Raw genomic sequence first — 17,627 nt, 5'->3', positions numbered from 1 at the left:
TCCTCCTTATGCTTGATGATACTGTTTCAAGAATCGAATATCGTTCGTATAGAAATGACGAATATCGTCCACACCGTATTTCAACATGGCAATTCGTTCTGGTCCCATACCGAATGCGAACCCACTGTATACTTTCGGATCATATCCTGCCATTTCCAATACTCGTGGATGTACCATTCCAGCACCTAAGATTTCGATCCAGCCAGTTTGTTTACATACGCTACATCCTTCTCCGTTACATACTTTACAAGAAATATCCATCTCAACAGATGGTTCTGTAAACGGGAAAAAGCTCGGACGTAAGCGAATCTCTCGTTCTTGACCAAACATCTGCTTCGCAAAACGATCCAGAACACCTTTCAAGTCGCTCATCCGTACATTTTTGTCTACGTAAAGCCCTTCGATCTGCGTAAATTGATGTGAGTGTGTCGCATCATCGGTATCTCGGCGATATACTTTCCCAGGACAAATCATTTTTACGGGGCGTTTATCCTCCATAGCGTTCATAGTTCTTGCTTGTACTGGTGAGGTATGTGTACGCATCAAGATTTCTTCTGTAATATAGAAGGAATCTTGCATATCTCGTGCTGGGTGTCCTTTTGGTAAATTAAGTGCCTCAAAATTATAATAGTCCGTTTCTACTTCTGGACCTTCTCGTACTTCGAATCCCATACCGATGAATAAGTCTTCAATCTCTTCAACAATACTTGTTAAAAGATGTGGGCCACCTGTTGGAACAGGTCGTCCTGGTAATGTGACATCAATCGTTTCTTCTTCCAGCTGTTTTTCTAACTCTGCTGCTTCGATAGACGCTTTTTTGCTGTCAATAGCGTCCGCGATATTTCCTCTTACTTTGTTAGCTAATTCACCTATTACCGGTCGTTCTTCTTTCGATAATTTTCCCATTCCTCTTAATACTTCTGTGATAGGACCTTTCTTACCTAAATAGGCAACTCTTACATCTTGTAATTCCTTAAGGGATGTTGCATCGTCCACTTTTTGTAACGCTTCTTTTTCTAATGCTTGTAACTGTTCTTTCATCTTGTGAACCTCCTTCTTTTATTCAAAACTAATTTCTGACTGCGAAAGCAATTAAAAAAGTCTCGCTCCCTAAAAAAGGGACGAGACTGTATGTATCGCGGTACCACCCTTGTTGATATAGTTCACTATATCCACTCAAGTTAAAAGATAACGGTATAAACCGGAACACCTTTACTTGTCAAACAAGATCCAAGTGTCAGCTCCAGAGTGAAATTTCAACATGTGATCGTTAGAAGCATTTCCAGTCCGTGATGCTTCTTCCCTTGAAACGATAAGTCACACATCTACTAGCTCTTTCGACGCTTTTATAAATGTTTTTACTTCATATAGTATAAGCAAGCATTGCAAATGTTGCAAGTCCAACTGTTTATTTTTTTGCTACTTCATACATAAGAATCGCTGCAGCAATGCTAACATTTAATGATTCTGCCAGACCATATATCGGAATTTTAACATTTTGAGTGGCTTTTTTCATTAAATCAGGATCAACACCTGACCCTTCATTGCCAACCAATATTGCAAGGTTATTCGGTACTTCTAGTTCATGATAAAACGTCGCATTATCGAGGCCTGTTGACCATACTATCGTACCTTCCCGCTGTAATCGATCGATTTCTTCATGTAAATCTGCTTCATAAATATGAAGATGGAACATCGAACCTTGGGTAGATCGAATCACCTTATCATTAAACAAATCAACAGTTCCTTTTCCTAATATGATAGTATCAAACCCTGCTGCATCTGCAGTTCGGATCATTGTTCCTAGATTGCCCGGATCTTGAACACGATCTACCAACAAAGCACGTTGCAGTTGTCTTTCTCTTGATTGATTCTTTCTTACTACTGCCAATATACCTTGAGGCGTTTTCGTTTCCGTAAGAGCTGCCATTACATTATCGGAAACCTCATGTAATGAATAAGCAGACCATTCTGGATTAACCTCTACCCCGGTTTGGTAGATAATTTCTGTAATTTCCCAATTACTCTTATGTGCTTCTTCAATAAGGTGGAAGCCTTCAATCAAGAATTTCGACTCAATATCGCGCTCTTTTTTCTTTTTTAATTTTCGCCAATTCTTTACTTTTTCATTCTTAACAGATGTTAGCATTTAACTCATTCCTCTTTTTTGATGTTTCTATCATACATATTATCCTTTATAAAGGTCAAACTATAATGAAAAATGTAAAAGATGTGGGGTGATGATATGGATTTAAATTTACGAAAAGCAATCATGTCCAACGTGTCAGGTAATTCTGCTAATGATTTAGAAGCTACTATTGTCGATGCAATTCAAAGTGGAGAAGAAAAGATGCTTCCTGGTCTGGGAGTTTTGTTTGAATTATATTGGCAACAAGCAGACGAATCAGAAAAAACAGAAGTTCTTGATACATTGGAACAGGCCGTTAATCAATAAAACCCAAAGAATTCCGATCATCTAAAAACGATGATCGGAACTTTTGTGTTATGCCTCCATTCATTTTATCAGTCACTTTCGGTATATTATCAGTCACTTTTTTGCGTTTATCAGTCACTTTCAAATATTTATCAGTCATTCTCAATCTTAGCTCTTTCCCTTTTCAAGATATTGCTTTTTCGAGTGATAAATTGTATATTTATAATAGATATATTTTACTAAAAAGGGAGAGCGTTTCAGTGAACGTACAATCCATTTATCACCTAATGCAAATGCAGGCGATGTCTACTTTAACAGGCAATTCTAATAGCAATGATACAGAAACTGATTTTAGTCAATTATTGCAATCCTTAATCGGAAATTCTGCCTATATGAATACATCACATAATAGTAAGATTCCTGCTGAATACTTTCTGAATAATCCGGAGATGGCTCAATCAATCAGGTCACAAGTACATACTAACTCCGTTACAGAGATATCAGATCCTACCGGATTTACTTCTGATATAACTGCTATTATTGAACAAGCAGCAAATCGATATAATATTGACCCTAAATTAATTGATGCCGTAATCCAAACAGAATCAAATTATAATCAACAGGCCGTCAGTCATGCTGGCGCTCAAGGCTTAATGCAATTAATGCCAGAAACAGCCAAAGGATTAGGAGTTCAAAACCCATTTGATCCAGTTGAAAATATTTTAGGCGGGGCAAAATATTTAAAACAAATGTTGGATCGGTATGATGGTAACAAAACTTTAGCACTAGCTGCGTATAATGCAGGCCCCGGAAATGTTGATAAATTTAATGATGTTCCTCCTTTTGCAGAAACACAAGCTTATGTACAAAAAGTACTTGGCAAATACTTAGCATAACTAGAAAAACATAAATAATTTACTGATTATTTAAGAAAAACTGGGAAAGCCCCCACCCGGTCCTTTTCATTGATCATTAATATATCGATAGTATAAAGTAGTTATTTTGAGATGGATATTGGGCGCAACAACCGCTACGGCTTGCCCACTTCGCTTTCCGTGGGGCGTTTCTTCAGCTAACTTTTGTAAAGAAGATCGCTTTACAAAAGTGGATCTTCAGATCACACTGATCCCACAGGAGTCGAAGTGGGCGCCTACGCTAATTAATGCTCTACATTGTATGTACTCGCTGACATTCCAATTTTATTACACAGGTTAAGAAAGCTCGAGAAGTTAGCAGTCACAAACGTTGTAGAACAATTTCATAGCGGAGGCCGTCCACTTCCACTCCTACGGGATGATTTTCGACTAAGATCCACTTTGGCAAGCTAACTTTGCTTACCAAAGTTAGCTTAGGCGAAAAGCCCGTGGAAAGGGAAGTGGACAGCCGCAGCGATGGTTTCCTGTACAAGCTATTTCAAAATGGCTACTCTGCTTACAATTGGGTTGATACCGCGGATTATATACTTTCCTATATTACAAAGAAAAACACGAACATCGATTTGATGTTCGTGTTTTATCGTATAATAATGTTTGATCAAGCTTAAGAAAAAGTAATATTATCTACCGTATCTTGATCTAAATTTTTAATAACTTCAACAATTAATTGTACAGCATTTTCGAAATCATCCTGATGTAAAATCGCAGCGTGTGTGTGGATATATCTTGTAGCAATGGTAATCGATAAAGCCGGGACCCCATTTGCTGTTAAGTGAATCGAACCAGAATCAGTTCCACCACCAGCCAAGTGTCCATATTGATATGGAATTTGATGCTGATCAGCTGTCTCAACAACAAAATCTCTTAATCCTTTATGAGATACCATAGAGGCATCATACAGGATTATTTGCGGGCCATCACCAATTTTGCTATCTGCATCCTTATCTGAAACACCTGGTGTATCTCCTGCAATACCAACATCTACCGCAAAACCAATATCAGGCTCAATCGCGTATGCAGAGGTTTTGGCGCCTCGTAATCCAACTTCTTCCTGTACTGTTGCAACACCATAGACACGGTTAGGATGATTTTCTCCCTTTAATCTTCGTAAAACTTCGATCGCAATTGCACAACCGATACGATTATCCCATGCTTTTGCTAGTAATAATTTTTCATTTTTCAAAGGAGTAAATTCGAAGTATGGGACAACAGAATCACCAGGTTTAACCCCAAATTCAGCTGCTTCTTCCTTACTAGATGCTCCAATGTCAATAAACATATCTTTAATATCTACTGGTTTCTTGCGAGCTTCCGCTGAAAGGATATGAGGAGGTTTTGAGCCAATTACCCCTGTAACATCTCCACTTTTGGTCAGGATCGTTACGCGTTGTGCCAGCATTACTTGACTCCACCAGCCACCAACTGTTTGAAAATAGACAAAACCTTTATCATCAATTCGTGTTACCATAAAGCCAACTTCATCCAAATGACCAGCTACCATTATTTTCGGACCATTTTCGTCGCCATTCTTTTCGGCGATTAAACTTCCAAGATGATCGGTATAGACTTTGTCAGCATAGGGTGAAATCCATTTCTTCATGACTTCGCGTGCTTCTCGTTCATCTCCTGGAATTGCTCGTGCATCTGTTAGTTCTTTTAACATCGTTAATTGCTCATAGTTTGACATCAGATTTCCTCCTAGAAATTAATAACCTTGATTTTGTCGTTCAAAGTTAATTTTATTTTTATCCACATAGGCTTTTTTTATATCATTTGCAGAAAAGCCTAGTTTTTCACCTAATGTTAAATATGTATCAAAGACATCTTTATACGCTTCTACTGACTGTTCTTCCTTTAACACAGAAATAGAACGGAAAACATGATGAAACAAGGATGTTAAATCTTCATCACTAGCTTGATTACTTGACTCGTATTGATCTAGTCCTAATTCCAATCCTAATGATAAGATGAAATGGATTCCGTCCACATATTCCTCTGCAATAACAGCCTTCTCACTAGCTGGTTTGACACTCCAATACTTGAAGCATCTTGTTTCATTTGCTAATTCTCCAACTTCTACCAAGATCGCTAATACCTTTTTATCAAAAACATTTTCGTTTTTCAAATCATGTTGTGCTAAAATATAGTTATCTAATTCTCGTTGCATATCAAAAAGTGTTTGCCAATTCATATTGTTCTCCCTCAATTTTTTGGATTTATTCTCATATTATAGCATGTTTGGTTTATTTTTTTGAAACCAAAGCATCCATGAATTCGTAAGCCTATTTAGAAGTCTTGTATATTAGGAGTTGATTTTCGTGATCGTTATTCTTTTTCGTTTTTTAGTAGTTATTGCTATGATTGTATTAATATATACTGCCTATAAATATATCGTTAATCCAAAAAGAAAACTAGAAGTTGCCCAGGAAAAAAGTGAATTCTATTTCCTTGATTATAATGATAATATTAAGAAAAATTTTTTTATCACGTATAAAGGATTTTTATTTGAAGGGGAAAAGTATTTAGGGACAACAGAGGATGCCTTTGAAGTAATCAACATCGTGATGCACACGAGAAATCCAGAGAAATTAAAAGGGTTTGAGCGCAAGGATCTCTATTTCTTAGAGGAAGAAATATTGATTCGTTATCCTCACGCTGATATAGAGTGGAAGTATCCCATTAATAAACTGCATTTAAAATAATTCAGGCTGTGTTTTGCTGAAAAAAAGTTTGCCATTTAATAATTACCTGTTTTCTTCTGACCAAATAGGCAAGAATTATTACCATTACGACAAGTGGAATCGCATAATAGATGGATATTTCTTGGATCGTTTTACCTAAAGTAGTATAAAAACAAGCAACAGGAATCACCGTTAAAAATGTTGTCCGTAAGTAAGAGGAAAAACTTACGGATTTTTTATATATGCAAAAGGACATAAGATGGAAGTGGATAAATGGCAGCATTCTTAATAGCATAATTTGAATCGTATTTAACGATAGTTCATTACCTAACAACTTTTCTTCCAACCGTTTACAGCGTTTTTCAATGGCAGGTAACAAATGAATGATCAGATAAAAAATAATGCTCGAAATCATTAAACCGATAATCGAATATATCGTACCAGCTAATAAGCCAAATACAAGCCCACCGGTAATACATAGCAGCAAGACTGGAATAAATAATAGCGGGCGAAGGATATGAACCATAATAAAAAGCACAGGGGCTACAAATGCATAGCTTTCCATTACTTTCATTTGGCTAATCATTTCAATTGGCATCATTCATCAGCTCCTTCTAATTAACAATATGACAAGAGACGAGCCTTTATGACAGCCATTATAAGAAAAGCTCAGAGCGCCCGTTTAGAAACCAGCATCAACTGAGATAAAGGAATCACGGTGAGTTTACGAACCGATGATGACTTATCGTCGGGCGATTCGTGAAGTCTTCTAGTTTCTGGGCGTTTGCGTAGACATCTGCGCAAATTTTATACTTTCTTGTCTTATAGGAAAAAAATGATGATCAACAACCATTGAATAATGGCTATAAAAGGTAAACCGATTAGAAATAGTGTATGTTTCGTTTTATGTCGACATACATACATCCCGATAGTCGCTCCCAGTGCACCACCAATAATTGCAAAGAACCAAATTCGTCCTTCCGGTATACGCCATTTATTCTTTCTTGCTTTCCTTTTGTCTATCCACATAGTAAACAACGAAATGATATTAATAATTGCTAAGTACACTAACATTTCTTCACACCTTTATCGAGATTGTAGTTGTTGATATAATCTATCTAATTCTGATTCATTTTCTCTGTTAAAAATGATAAGTCCTTCCTCTGTTTCCACTGTAACATAATAACTGGACTTACCTGCTATAAACAATCTGATCGATTCTTCCGATTTTTCTATCAGGAATTTTCCCTTTAAACGATTACTCATAGCAAATCCGTTTGTCTTAGCTGTAATCTCTGGAAGTTGGTCTATCTTTTCCACTTTACTAATTTGGTCTAATGGAATATTATCCCCGTACATCCCTTCAATCACTAGTGTGTTATCAACAACTACCATATCATTTTCACGATAGCCAAATATTGATAAGAAAGCAATAAATATAACAATAATTCCTGTAATAATCCCAATCAGCCAATAGTTTCTTTTGCGTTTACGAGGTACTTCGTATCGCTGCAACCAGAGCGTGCCTGCTAATAGTACAATTAGAAAAGTAGCCATACCAACCTCAAAGCCATACGGAACAGAAAACACACCTAACAAAAAGGACAATGCTAATAAACTAAACGTAACCATTAGTAGTTTACCAACCGCTTCTATATATCCGTTCTGTTTTAAGTATACTTGTTCTTCTTCAGGACGATTAGCGAATCCCGAAAGGAGAAAATAATCTTTTTTCTTCACAACTAAAAACGTAAGCCCACCATAGATGAGTAATGTCCATCCCATGATAATTAGAAAAATAATATGTCCTTTCTCCACCTGTAACACCACCTTAAAATTTTTACGAATGTGTAGAATAGAAGGTTTCATATTTTGGAGCGGAACTTTAGCAGTCTTATAATAATGGATAACCTATGCTATTAGCGTATATAAAAAACGGATAACTCTAAACAGAGCTATCCGTCATTCTTAGTTATCGTTATTTTAAAGCAGATTTTGCTTGGTCTGCTAATTGTGCAAATGCTTTTTCATCATTTACAGCTAAGTCAGCTAGCATTTTACGGTTTACTTCAACACCAGCAAGCTTTAATCCGTGCATGAAACGGCTGTAAGAAAGATCGTTCATACGTGCCGCAGCGTTGATACGAGAAATCCAAAGTTTACGGAAATCACGTTTTTTCTGACGACGGTCACGATATGCATATTGACCTGATTTCATTACTTGTTGTTTTGCAGTTTTAAACAATGAATGTTTTGAACCATAATAACCTTTAGCTAGCTTTAATATACGTTTACGACGTTTACGTGTAACTGTTCCACCTTTAACACGTGCCATAATAATTCCCTCCTATAAATCAACGAATCTGTTTTGTTATTTCAATCAATGTCTAGCTCGGAGTGACCAGAAACTAGGCGACTTCAGGAAAGCGCCCTACGATAAGTCATCATCGGTTCGCAATGCTCACCGTGATTCCTTTATCTCAGTTGCTTCCTTCCATTCACTACGTTTCTAAACGGTCACTTTCGCTTTTCTACTTTATTTTGGTAGCATTTGTTTAATGCGTTTGTAGTCTCCAGCTGATACAAGAGCGGACTTACGAAGTTTACGCTTTTGTTTTTGAGACTTGTTTGCAAATAAGTGACTTGTATATGCGTGGGAACGTTTTACTTTCCCAGAACCTGTCTTTTTCATTCTTTTAGCTGTTCCGCTGTGTGACTTCATTTTTGGCATTATTACTTCCTCCTTGAAACTAAATCTATTTAACTCAACGCCTGAGCTAGTTATTTCTTTTCGTTTACAGGTGCAAGCATCATGAACATACTGCGGCCTTCCATTTTTGCTTTTTGTTCAACAGTGGAAAGGTCTTTACATTCCTCTGCCATACGTTCTAATACTTTTTGACCTAATTCTTTATGGGTAATCGCACGTCCACGGAAGCGAATAGAGACTTTTACTTTGTCTCCTTTTGTTAAGAATTTACGCGCATTACGAAGCTTCGTATTGAAATCATGCTCTTCAATACCTGGGCTTAAACGTACTTCTTTCACGTTAATTACTTTTTGTTTTTTACGTGCTTCTCTTTCTTTCTTTTGTTGCTCAAAACGGTATTTACCGTAGTCCATGATACGACATACTGGTGGTTTTGCTTTTGGCGCCACCAATACTAAATCAAGGTTTCGTGTTTGAGCAATGTCCAACGCTTCTTGACGAGATTTTACTCCTAATTGATCCCCATTTGAATCAATGAGACGCACCTCACGTGCACGAATACTCTCATTGACATTCATATCTTTGCTAATAATCAGCCACCTCCGAAATTTAATAAAAGCGTAATGAAACATGATCATTTTAACTAGACAAGTTTAAAATATTCATAAAAAAAGTGTCGGTACACATACTGCACCCACACATCCTAAATTTCATTACAAATAAGTCGGATTTGTACCTGTCAACTACAGTTGTGTGTCAATCAGGTGAGAAGCGGGTGCTTCTACTTGTCTCTAGTGATCATATTTAATTCACTTTATACATATTATCATCTGAAATATCCCATGTCAATAGTTAGCTGAGACAAAATTCACCTTGACTAAAATGTTAATCTTTTTGGATTTCCTCCCACTCTTCACGCAGGATCCCCATCTTAATAGCATCAAAATACTCCCCGTTCACTATACGTGCTTTCCTAATTCTTGCCTCTTCTTTCATTCCAACTTTTTCAGCAACTTTGATCATTCTTGTATTTCCAGACCATGTAGACATACCTAAACGATGTATGTCCGCAGACTCAAAAATAAAATCGATCCAACGTTTATACGCGTCACTGCCATTACCACCGTTCCAATAATCACTATCATATATGACAATTCCTGTTTCAAGCCAGTTTGTCTGTTTATCTATCCAATAGGAACCAACATACCCAATTGCTTTGTCATCACATTTGATCATTAGCGCCGCTGGAATTCCTTGCACGATCTCTTGTTTCCAATTCTTTCGGTACTCTTCTTTAGATATGTTCTCTTCAGAAATATATGGTCCATTCCACTTCTTGGCTTCTTGCTTAGGTTCCACGTATTTCCAATAGTAAAGTATATCTATGTCACTAATAGTTGGTTGCTCCAAAGTGATTTTATTCCCTTTGATCCTATCCATATGCAAAAGTTTCTCCTCCTCGCTGTGTAGCATAGACTTCCGTCATTGAAGATTTGAGGGACAATTCAAACTCATAGTAGTTTTGCCATGTAATATTCATCAAGGTATTCGCCTTCAACCAACAATGCTTTTCGCTTTGTTCCTTCTATTTCAAAACCTATTTTTTTATATAATTCCACTGCCGATCTGTTTGAAGTAGCTACTGTTAATTCCATTCTTCTAATATTCTGCAACCTTGCCCATTGATCTAATTGGTTGAATAATTTTGATCCAATGCCTTGTCCCCTGTAGCCTGCTAATACCCCCACAACAATATAAACAATATGTCTATTTCTTCGTGAATTACCACCGAAGGCGAACAGATATCCTAGCAATTGTTGATTTTCCTCTGCAACCAATATCGTAGAATTATTGCTATCTTGTACACTTTTAATCATCTTCAACTGTTTGTCTGCTGAGTTTTCTCTCTCCCCTGGTTCCAAAAGCATATACTGTGAGCTCTGCTCCACTTCCACTATTAGATTGGCTAATTTTTCAGCATCTGACATTTTTATTGTTCTGATTATCATTGTTTTTCTCCTATTATAATCTAATACAAATAACTAAATAAAAAGACGAGTAATTATACATTGAACTTTCTAGCTTCCTCTGGACAATCCTTGATCAATTCAAACAATCACTTTCTTCTTTTAATGGTAAAATATCTTCTTTCAAGATTTGTTTGAATTTTTCTTTTTCATCAACAAATGGGGAATGTGCGCTTTCTTCAAATGTATAGAACTTTTTCAATGGGGCTTCTATTTTTTTATAAAATCGTTTTGCTTCTTTGTAAGATGTTTGATAATCATAGATACCTTGTAAGATATAAACTGGAATATTGAATCTAGGAGCTAATAACGCAGCATCTGCATTGTTCATTGTTTCCGCTAATGCTTGATAGCTAGTGAAACTACCTCTTGGAATGTTAAATCGTTCTTTCCAGGTATACCGTTTACAAGTAAACAGTTCTTTCATCCCTTGCCAATTAGAATAACCACATCTTTTTGCTCCTCCACCATACTTATCTAAATAACGACCGAGTATTCTGCGATAATCTTTGTTTTGATAAAACTTTTCATCAAATGTGACAGATCTTATATCTTTCTCTGCTTTACGATCCCCTCGTTTCATAGATGTCTCTAATAGAAAGTCATATGTATGCCTATTTGATTCAAAAAATCTCCCAAACTGTCCGACACCAATATACGCATGGAAATGATGAGGATAGCGACTTGCAACAACACTTCCTAACAATGCTCCCCAAGAGTGCCCTAAGAGGAAGATGCTTTCTTTAGCAAATTTACATTTTAAATAATCCACTATTTTGATTGTATCGGTCACCATTTGTTCTAACGTTAATTCACCTTGAGTTGATGCATTGTATGACATCCCAGCCCCTCTCTGCTCCCAGTAACAAACAGTAAATTCTTGTTCCCACATAAGCCCAGTATTTTTTATAAAAGCATATTGCGGAAAGCCAGGCCCACCATGAAGGAACAAAAGAACGGGATTAGTAAAATCCGTAGACTCGATAAATAGACCTGTTTGATGACCATCAATCTCAACGACATCTTTACTAAAATAAATACTTCTCTCAGAATTCAAAGTTATTCCTCCAATTCTGTTTTAATGAACTATCCTGTTACTGGTACCAATCCTCTTGTAAAATATTATGCGTTTGGCTGCTTCTAAATAATGCTTGACGAATGTTCCTCATGATTTATCAGCGTATTTTCACACTATAGAAACGCATTCCCTTTGGAATACCTTCAATATCTAGAAACCCATTTACTATTAAATGTCTGACCCTATATTCAAAATAAAGATCACTAATATATTGATCTGCATGACCAATAAGCTCGCCAATAACTATCGCCACTTTAACAAAGTCTGAATTGTTCCGTTCATCATGTATTTTCTTAACCGTATCCAAAATATAATTATCATAATAAGCTTCACCTACACTTTGTATTAACTTATCCTTCCATAATCTAAGTAAGTTCTTTGTTGTAGCAAGCTCTTCCCATTCTCTCACTAATTGATCTCGCTCTTCTTGTCTTAATTGTTTCTTACTATTAGTTTGCAGATAGATGTGTGCTAATTGATCATGTGTTACTTCTCCAGAATGTCGTAATTGTACTACCTGATCATTTTGAGTGAAAAAACGCTGATAATTAATAGTAGTATTGATGATAAAAATGGCATTAGTTTTTTCCGATAATAAGGAAAGAACATATCTAAGTGCAGTCTGTTCATGTGCATTTTCCCCTGTCCAAATCACAATCGGAATATGCTCTTGGATAGCACGAACCGCTAAAACACCTTGATTAAACTGTTCAAGATAACCTTCTATATACTCTTCATCCCAATTAATATTTTTTTGTAACCATTGATATCTAAATGAACGACCTTCTTCCTTATGTAGTTGCCAGATGGGGCCAATCGAGAAAAAATCAGAAAATACAATAATGTTTTCCTCATCTTGCCTATTCATTTTCTCCAATGCCATCTTTAAACTTCCAGCGATACTATCTCCGAATACAATGTGTACCGTTCTATAATTTCCTTTCATAGACTCTGTTTCTTGTTTTCTTTTATACGCTACATAATCATTTAATACTTTCTTCACATCTTGTGCTAATTGTCGATCTGAAATTTCTTCTATCTCCTCAGCCATTTGAATGCGTAAAAATAAGTTTAATAAGACCGCTTTTGCCTCTTCTTCTTCGGCATCTTTCACTATTCTTCTTAGTTCATCCATCACAGTTCTCCTCCCTTTCACTGATCTCGTACCTTATCCTTTTCAGGTTCAACCTTTACGTTAAAATATTGACAACATCAACAGCAGATTCATTTTTTTGAGATATAAATATTTCCTACTAATTTATTTTAACATAAAATCCCATAACAGAAATTTATCTCCTAAAGGTTTAGAAATAGGTTTACATAAAACTACACCATCTATTTTTAGCACTGTATATTCCTCAAATATGTAAAAAAACAGGGAGTGAAATTTAATTCTGTTCAGTCATGTTCCAAAGATACAGAACAATGGAAATTTATCTAATAATGCCAAATAAATTGACTCTATTAACAATTGGGACATACAGACGTTTAGCTACGTAATGAATACACTGTGCCATGAACTCTTGTACTATATAAAAAAATGGTCCAAATCACTCTCGATTTGGACCATTTCCTTATCTACTTGCGCAATTTTTTATTTTGAATTTCATCAGTGATCAGTGATTTAAATGCATCAAGCTCAATTGTTTCTGAATCTTTTTCTCCGTAGCGTCGGACGTTAACGGCATTTGCTTCTACTTCTTTATCACCTACTATCAGAGCAAACGGAATTTTCGCAGTTTGTGCTTCGCGGATCTTATAACCAATTTTCTCATCGCGGTGATCGACTTCAACACGAACACCACTCATGCGTAATTCATCTTCTACTTTCTTCGCATAGTCAGCGTGGACTTCTGCAGAAACCGGAATCACTCGTGCTTGGATTGGCGCTATCCATGTCGGGAATGCACCTTTATATTCCTCAATTAAGAAGGCAACAAACCGTTCCATTGTTGATACAACACCACGATGGATTACAACTGGACGGTGTTCTTTACCATCTTCACCAATGTATGTGAGATCAAATTGTTCAGGTAAGTGGAAATCTAATTGTACAGTAGATAAAGTCTCATCCTTACCTAAAGCTGTTTTCACTTGTACATCCAGTTTCGGTCCGTAGAAAGCCGCTTCTCCGTCTGCTTCTACATATTCCAAATTCATTTCTTCCATTGTTTCTTTCAATAAACTTTGAGCTTTTTCCCACATTTCATCATTATCAATATACTTCTCTGTATCTTTCGGATCACGGTAAGATAAGCGGAAATAATAATCATCAATACCGAAATCTTTGTAGACATTCTCCACTAATTGTACTACTCGAATAAATTCATCTTTCAATTGATCAGGACGAGCAAAAATGTGAGCATCATTTAATGTCATACCTCGAACACGTTGAAGACCTGCCAGTGCACCAGACATTTCGTGTCGGTGCATTGTTCCAAGTTCTGCAATACGTACCGGCAAATTACGATAACTGTGTAATTCATTTTTATATACCATCATATGGTGTGGACAGTTCATTGGTCGCAAGATTAATTCCTCATTATCCATTTGCATTGGTGGGAAAATGTCATCTTGATAATGATCCCAGTGACCACTTGTTTGATATAATTCTTTACTACCAAGTACTGGTGTATAAACATGATTATAACCAAGACGCTCCTCAAGATCTACGATATAACGTTCAATAGTACGACGAATTGTAGCACCATTTGGTAACCATAATGGTAAGCCTTGTCCTACTTTCTGTGATACGGTGAAAATACCCAGTTCTTTACCAAGTTTACGGTGATCACGCTCTTTTGCCTCCTCACGCAAACGTAAATATTCATCGAGTTGGCTTTGTTTTTCGAACGCTGTACCATAAATACGTTGTAGCATTTTATTATTACTGTCACCACGCCAGTAAGCACCGGAAATGCTCAAAAGTTTAAATACTTTTATTTTACTTGTTTGTGGTACATGGACACCACGGCAAAGGTCAAAGAATTCTCCTTGCTCATAAAGCGTTACTGTTTCATCTTCTGGAATGGCATCCAGTAATTCTAGCTTTAATTCATCACCGATTTCTTCATAGATGGCTTTCGCTTCATTACGACTGACTTCTTTACGAACTACTTCTAAATTTTCGTCAACAATTCGCTTCATTTCTTTTTCAATACGTGGAAGGTCTTCAGGTGTAATCGTTTCGTCCATATCAATATCATAATAAAAGCCATCTTCAATAGTTGGTCCAACACCTAGCTTAACATTATCATACAAGCGTTTAATTGCTTGTGCCATAAGGTGAGCTGTCGAGTGTCTTAAAATATCAAGGCCTTCATCTGTTTTAATGGTAATAATCTCGATTGCACCATCTGTCGCTAATGGTGTTCGCAAATCATAGAGCGTATCATCCAATTTAATTGCTAATGCCTGTTTTTTTAGACCTGGTGAAATCGATGCAGCAATCTCTTCACCAGTTGTTCCATGATCAAACGGTTTTACAGTTCCATCTGGAAACGTAATATGAATCTTACTCATTTTCATACTCTCCTTTTTATATTAAAGTTAATCACGCCAAAATTTTGAACATTAAAAAACGCCCGTCCCCCTACGAAAAAAAGTAAAGGGACGAGCGTTATACCCGTGGTTCCACCCAATTTTCCACACATAAACGTGTAGCTCATTGACAATCGATAACGATGATGAATCGCTACTAATTACTAGCATAAGCATTCCTTAGTAGTGCTCAGAGGTGGTAATAGAATGCGGTCATACAGGAAGCTTTCAGCCAAGGCTCCCCTCTCTTATCCGTATGCCTTACACACTATCGTGTCCTCATCTTCGCTTGTTTATTCTTGTTATGCGATTTATTATAACGATTGTCAACGAAAAAATCAAGATTCTTTTTCATCAGCGTGATAAAAAGGAAAATATTCAGTCGGATAAAAAGAACATCTTTCTTGAAAAATAGTGATTATCGTATGAGTTCTCGACTCTGCCTGATCTTGCCCATACATATAAATATGGTTTGGCGCCAACATAATGAGAGGTGAAATATCCCATTCTTCTTGTTCTAATCCGAAAATAAATAATGGAAAACGTGATTTTACTTGTTGTAAATCTTCCATTGTGTAGACTTCCCCATCATCTCTAAAAATACGAAATCTTTCACCTTGCAATACATGTACAACCTCTTCTTCTGGTGACTTACGTCTGACAAACTCTCTAATCGAGTGAATAAAATCCTGATATTCCTCTTCTCTCTTAAATTCATCTATTGCCAGACCGACCATTTCCGTTAATTGGTCGATATAGTGATGTAATCTGAAATGAACTATCGAATCAAAGCGGATAAAAGAAGCGTCTATTTGTAAGGAGAAAATTGTCGTTAATGTGTCACGTAATTCATGTTGATGGATTCGATCCTCATAAACAGATTCATCTTTTTCCAATAATGATCTGGCAATGGCTGTTATTCTCTCGATCTCCTCTGCACTTGAAAAATAATACTTTTTCATTAGTATATGCTGAATCATAGAAGTCTCTCGACACTGAATAAATACCATACTTAACAACGGAGCAAGATGTTTCTTCTTTTCATCCCAATTCAAGTCTTCCAACAAATGGAGTTGCACAAGATTTTTCTTAGTTCGTTTACGTGTAGCTTGCCATTTGTCATCTTGTTTGGCTAACTGATAAAACACCTCTGCTTCGTTGTCATGCTCAAAATATACTTCTAACACATATCATCACCCTCACCACCATCGAACTGGTATATTATATGGGTGATGATGAAAAAAAATAACCTCTGTCCAAGGATTAGACAGAAGTCATGGTTATTCATTCGTTCGATAACGATTCGTTAATTCAATTGGTTTACTAAGCTGGGTAATTCGCTCAATTATTCTTCCAGCTTTAATCGTTTCTACATCTCCTCGATTGGATGTAGATAAATGATCCTCTAATTGCTCTAAATTATAATTTGACGTAAAGAAAACAGGGAGCTCTTCCATCATCCGATATTGCAGGATAGCACCGAGCACTTCATCTCGGAACCATGGTGATATCGACTCCGCCCCAATATCATCAAACATGAGCACTTGCACTTTTTTAAAGCTTTCAATTTTCGACTGAAAACTGTCATTTCCAATGGAAGCCTTTATTTCCCTTACAAATTCAGGCATGTAAATAATGTCTGATTGGATGTATTGTTTTTTGAGCTCGTTAGCAATAACACCCAGTATATAAGATTTTCCCGTTCCAAAAGGTCCATGAATATATAAACCACGACGGAAGTCCCCTTTAGAGTAGTTTTGCACGAACTCAATAATCTCTCTTATGACCTCCTGGCGTTCATAAGAATTGCGATCCATATTTGCTAAGTCAGCTTCTTTAATCTGTTTCGGTATATATAAACTGCGAACCAGTGATTCTTTTTCAAGCTGTGCTTCCTCATGGACTTTATTTTTACATTTTTCGTATCGTAAGGAAATATCTTTACCGTCGATATCTAAATGAGGCGTATAACCTTTTAGAATATTTTTGCAACCTTCTAAGTTAGGGCAATCCGCACAATTTTTAGACGCCTGTTGATATTCGTATAATTTCATTAAATTACGGTTAATATCCTGCTCATCTATTTCAACATGTTCACTTAACTTTTGTTTGATTTCCGGATCATTGATAACTTTATTTCGTTGCTGGGTAAAATTATCTTTCATTTTTTTATTTTCTTTCATCCATTTTTTCATGGCAGATTGAATTGGTTCCATGATTAT

Annotated in this window: 21 protein-coding genes and 3 other annotated features; of the genes, 3 read left to right on the top strand and 18 right to left on the bottom strand. The window is 36.4% G+C overall.

Going from position 1 to position 17,627, the window contains the following annotated elements; translation table 11 throughout:
• Positions 1-6: 6 nt before the first annotated feature.
• Together pheS and GH715_RS01910 are read right to left on the bottom strand one after the other, a co-directional pair.
• Positions 7-1,041, bottom strand: coding sequence for a phenylalanine--tRNA ligase subunit alpha (gene pheS, locus GH715_RS01915; RefSeq protein ID WP_153834144.1), 1,035 nt, complete (start codon positions 1,039-1,041; stop codon positions 7-9).
• A gap of 73 nt (positions 1,042-1,114) precedes the next feature.
• Positions 1,115-1,350: a binding site (T-box leader), on the bottom strand.
• A 58-nt stretch (positions 1,351-1,408) separates the two neighbouring features.
• The gene (locus GH715_RS01910; RefSeq protein ID WP_153834143.1) at positions 1,409-2,149 is read right to left on the bottom strand and encodes a TrmH family RNA methyltransferase; all 741 of its coding nucleotides are present in this window, start codon (positions 2,147-2,149) and stop codon (positions 1,409-1,411) included.
• A gap of 96 nt (positions 2,150-2,245) precedes the next feature.
• Here GH715_RS01910 and sspI point away from each other — a divergent pair, with 96 nt between their 5' ends.
• Complete coding sequence (gene sspI, locus GH715_RS01905; RefSeq protein ID WP_018931308.1) at positions 2,246-2,455, top strand: small acid-soluble spore protein SspI; 210 nt, start codon at positions 2,246-2,248, stop codon at positions 2,453-2,455.
• Here sspI and GH715_RS01900 read toward each other — a convergent pair.
• On the bottom strand, positions 2,445-2,594 hold the full coding sequence (locus tag GH715_RS01900) for a hypothetical protein (RefSeq protein WP_163578397.1): 150 nt from the start codon (positions 2,592-2,594) through the stop codon (positions 2,445-2,447). The genes sspI and GH715_RS01900 overlap by 11 nt on opposite strands.
• A gap of 100 nt (positions 2,595-2,694) precedes the next feature.
• Between GH715_RS01900 and GH715_RS21715 the strand changes: the two genes are divergently transcribed.
• Entirely contained in the window at positions 2,695-3,330 is a 636-nt protein-coding gene (locus tag GH715_RS21715) for a lytic transglycosylase domain-containing protein (protein ID WP_276208095.1), read from the top strand.
• A gap of 643 nt (positions 3,331-3,973) precedes the next feature.
• Here GH715_RS21715 and GH715_RS01890 read toward each other — a convergent pair.
• Both GH715_RS01890 and GH715_RS01885 read right to left on the bottom strand, forming a co-directional pair.
• Positions 3,974-5,056, bottom strand: coding sequence for a M42 family metallopeptidase (locus GH715_RS01890; RefSeq protein ID WP_018931306.1), 1,083 nt, complete (start codon positions 5,054-5,056; stop codon positions 3,974-3,976).
• An 18-nt stretch (positions 5,057-5,074) separates the two neighbouring features.
• Positions 5,075-5,560, bottom strand: coding sequence for a dUTP diphosphatase (locus tag GH715_RS01885; protein WP_153834142.1), 486 nt, complete (start codon positions 5,558-5,560; stop codon positions 5,075-5,077).
• A gap of 127 nt (positions 5,561-5,687) precedes the next feature.
• Here GH715_RS01885 and GH715_RS01880 point away from each other — a divergent pair, with 127 nt between their 5' ends.
• The gene (locus GH715_RS01880) at positions 5,688-6,071 is read left to right on the top strand and encodes a hypothetical protein (RefSeq protein WP_018931304.1); all 384 of its coding nucleotides are present in this window, start codon (positions 5,688-5,690) and stop codon (positions 6,069-6,071) included.
• Between the two features lies 1 nt (position 6,072).
• Here GH715_RS01880 and GH715_RS01875 read toward each other — a convergent pair whose 3' ends face one another.
• The 13 genes from GH715_RS01875 to dnaI all read right to left on the bottom strand — a co-directional run bounded on the left by GH715_RS01875 (position 6,073) and on the right by dnaI (position 17,621).
• A complete protein-coding gene (locus GH715_RS01875; protein ID WP_153834141.1) occupies positions 6,073-6,651 on the bottom strand; it encodes a TVP38/TMEM64 family protein in 579 nt (192 codons plus the stop codon).
• A gap of 221 nt (positions 6,652-6,872) precedes the next feature.
• A complete protein-coding gene (locus tag GH715_RS01870) occupies positions 6,873-7,124 on the bottom strand; it encodes a DUF1294 domain-containing protein (protein ID WP_018931302.1) in 252 nt (83 codons plus the stop codon).
• A gap of 12 nt (positions 7,125-7,136) precedes the next feature.
• Positions 7,137-7,868, bottom strand: coding sequence for a DUF3784 domain-containing protein (locus GH715_RS01865; protein WP_163578396.1), 732 nt, complete (start codon positions 7,866-7,868; stop codon positions 7,137-7,139).
• Between the two features lie 160 nt (positions 7,869-8,028).
• A complete protein-coding gene (gene rplT / locus GH715_RS01860) occupies positions 8,029-8,385 on the bottom strand; it encodes a 50S ribosomal protein L20 (protein ID WP_018931300.1) in 357 nt (118 codons plus the stop codon).
• A 201-nt stretch (positions 8,386-8,586) separates the two neighbouring features.
• Positions 8,587-8,781 (bottom strand): 50S ribosomal protein L35, encoded by a 195-nt coding sequence (rpmI, locus tag GH715_RS01855; RefSeq protein ID WP_018931299.1) that lies wholly within the window; start codon positions 8,779-8,781, stop codon positions 8,587-8,589.
• A gap of 50 nt (positions 8,782-8,831) precedes the next feature.
• Positions 8,832-9,338 (bottom strand): translation initiation factor IF-3, encoded by a 507-nt coding sequence (gene infC, locus GH715_RS01850; protein WP_018931298.1) that lies wholly within the window; start codon positions 9,336-9,338, stop codon positions 8,832-8,834.
• Positions 9,339-9,421: 83 nt separating this feature from the next.
• Positions 9,422-9,553 (bottom strand) — a sequence feature (ribosomal protein L20 leader region).
• A 92-nt stretch (positions 9,554-9,645) separates the two neighbouring features.
• Positions 9,646-10,200, bottom strand: coding sequence for a GNAT family N-acetyltransferase (locus GH715_RS01845; RefSeq protein WP_153834139.1), 555 nt, complete (start codon positions 10,198-10,200; stop codon positions 9,646-9,648).
• Positions 10,201-10,271: 71 nt separating this feature from the next.
• Positions 10,272-10,769 (bottom strand): GNAT family N-acetyltransferase, encoded by a 498-nt coding sequence (locus GH715_RS01840; RefSeq protein WP_153834138.1) that lies wholly within the window; start codon positions 10,767-10,769, stop codon positions 10,272-10,274.
• A gap of 94 nt (positions 10,770-10,863) precedes the next feature.
• Positions 10,864-11,844: an alpha/beta fold hydrolase gene (locus GH715_RS01835; RefSeq protein WP_153834137.1), complete on the bottom strand. Its 981-nt coding sequence runs from the start codon at positions 11,842-11,844 to the stop codon at positions 10,864-10,866.
• 118 nt (positions 11,845-11,962) lie between these two features.
• A complete protein-coding gene (locus GH715_RS01830; protein ID WP_153834136.1) occupies positions 11,963-13,000 on the bottom strand; it encodes a DUF1835 domain-containing protein in 1,038 nt (345 codons plus the stop codon).
• A gap of 443 nt (positions 13,001-13,443) precedes the next feature.
• Positions 13,444-15,387 carry a threonine--tRNA ligase gene (thrS, locus tag GH715_RS01825; RefSeq protein WP_153834135.1) on the bottom strand — a complete coding sequence of 648 codons (1,944 nt, stop codon included), beginning with the start codon at positions 15,385-15,387 and terminating at the stop codon, positions 13,444-13,446.
• 83 nt (positions 15,388-15,470) lie between these two features.
• Positions 15,471-15,700: a binding site (T-box leader), on the bottom strand.
• 43 nt (positions 15,701-15,743) lie between these two features.
• Positions 15,744-16,592, bottom strand: a complete 849-nt coding sequence (gene ytxC / locus GH715_RS01820) for a sporulation protein YtxC (protein ID WP_163578395.1) — start codon at positions 16,590-16,592, stop codon at positions 15,744-15,746.
• Positions 16,593-16,685: 93 nt separating this feature from the next.
• Positions 16,686-17,621 carry a primosomal protein DnaI gene (gene dnaI / locus GH715_RS01815; protein WP_153834134.1) on the bottom strand — a complete coding sequence of 312 codons (936 nt, stop codon included), beginning with the start codon at positions 17,619-17,621 and terminating at the stop codon, positions 16,686-16,688.
• Positions 17,622-17,627 lie beyond the last annotated feature (6 nt).

It is taken from the genome of Gracilibacillus thailandensis (genome assembly GCF_010994055.1).
GTDB lineage: Bacteria > Bacillota > Bacilli > Bacillales > Amphibacillaceae > Gracilibacillus > Gracilibacillus lacisalsi.
The sequence above is the reverse complement of the archived record's forward strand: the minus strand, read 5'-3'. Positions and strand labels throughout refer to the sequence as shown.

What these genes read in the sequence shown, in the direction of transcription:
- GH715_RS01890 (WP_018931306.1), bottom strand. Translation starts at nt 5,056, where the DNA reads ATGTCAAACTATGAGCAATTAACGATGTTAAAAGAACTAACAGATGCA.
- GH715_RS01885 (WP_153834142.1), bottom strand. Translation starts at nt 5,560, where the DNA reads ATGAATTGGCAAACACTTTTTGATATGCAACGAGAATTAGATAACTAT.
- sspI (WP_018931308.1), top strand. Translation starts at nt 2,246, where the DNA reads ATGGATTTAAATTTACGAAAAGCAATCATGTCCAACGTGTCAGGTAAT.
- thrS (WP_153834135.1), bottom strand. Translation starts at nt 15,387, where the DNA reads ATGAGTAAGATTCATATTACGTTTCCAGATGGAACTGTAAAACCGTTT.
- GH715_RS01830 (WP_153834136.1), bottom strand. Translation starts at nt 13,000, where the DNA reads ATGGATGAACTAAGAAGAATAGTGAAAGATGCCGAAGAAGAAGAGGCA.
- pheS (WP_153834144.1), bottom strand. Translation starts at nt 1,041, where the DNA reads ATGAAAGAACAGTTACAAGCATTAGAAAAAGAAGCGTTACAAAAAGTG.
- GH715_RS01870 (WP_018931302.1), bottom strand. Translation starts at nt 7,124, where the DNA reads ATGTTAGTGTACTTAGCAATTATTAATATCATTTCGTTGTTTACTATG.
- GH715_RS01900 (WP_163578397.1), bottom strand. Translation starts at nt 2,594, where the DNA reads ATGACTGATAAATATTTGAAAGTGACTGATAAACGCAAAAAAGTGACT.
- GH715_RS01875 (WP_153834141.1), bottom strand. Translation starts at nt 6,651, where the DNA reads ATGATGCCAATTGAAATGATTAGCCAAATGAAAGTAATGGAAAGCTAT.
- rplT (WP_018931300.1), bottom strand. Translation starts at nt 8,385, where the DNA reads ATGGCACGTGTTAAAGGTGGAACAGTTACACGTAAACGTCGTAAACGT.
- dnaI (WP_153834134.1), bottom strand. Translation starts at nt 17,621, where the DNA reads ATGGAACCAATTCAATCTGCCATGAAAAAATGGATGAAAGAAAATAAA.
- GH715_RS01910 (WP_153834143.1), bottom strand. Translation starts at nt 2,149, where the DNA reads ATGCTAACATCTGTTAAGAATGAAAAAGTAAAGAATTGGCGAAAATTA.
- GH715_RS01845 (WP_153834139.1), bottom strand. Translation starts at nt 10,200, where the DNA reads ATGGATAGGATCAAAGGGAATAAAATCACTTTGGAGCAACCAACTATT.
- infC (WP_018931298.1), bottom strand. Translation starts at nt 9,338, where the DNA reads ATGAATGTCAATGAGAGTATTCGTGCACGTGAGGTGCGTCTCATTGAT.
- rpmI (WP_018931299.1), bottom strand. Translation starts at nt 8,781, where the DNA reads ATGCCAAAAATGAAGTCACACAGCGGAACAGCTAAAAGAATGAAAAAG.
- GH715_RS01840 (WP_153834138.1), bottom strand. Translation starts at nt 10,769, where the DNA reads ATGATAATCAGAACAATAAAAATGTCAGATGCTGAAAAATTAGCCAAT.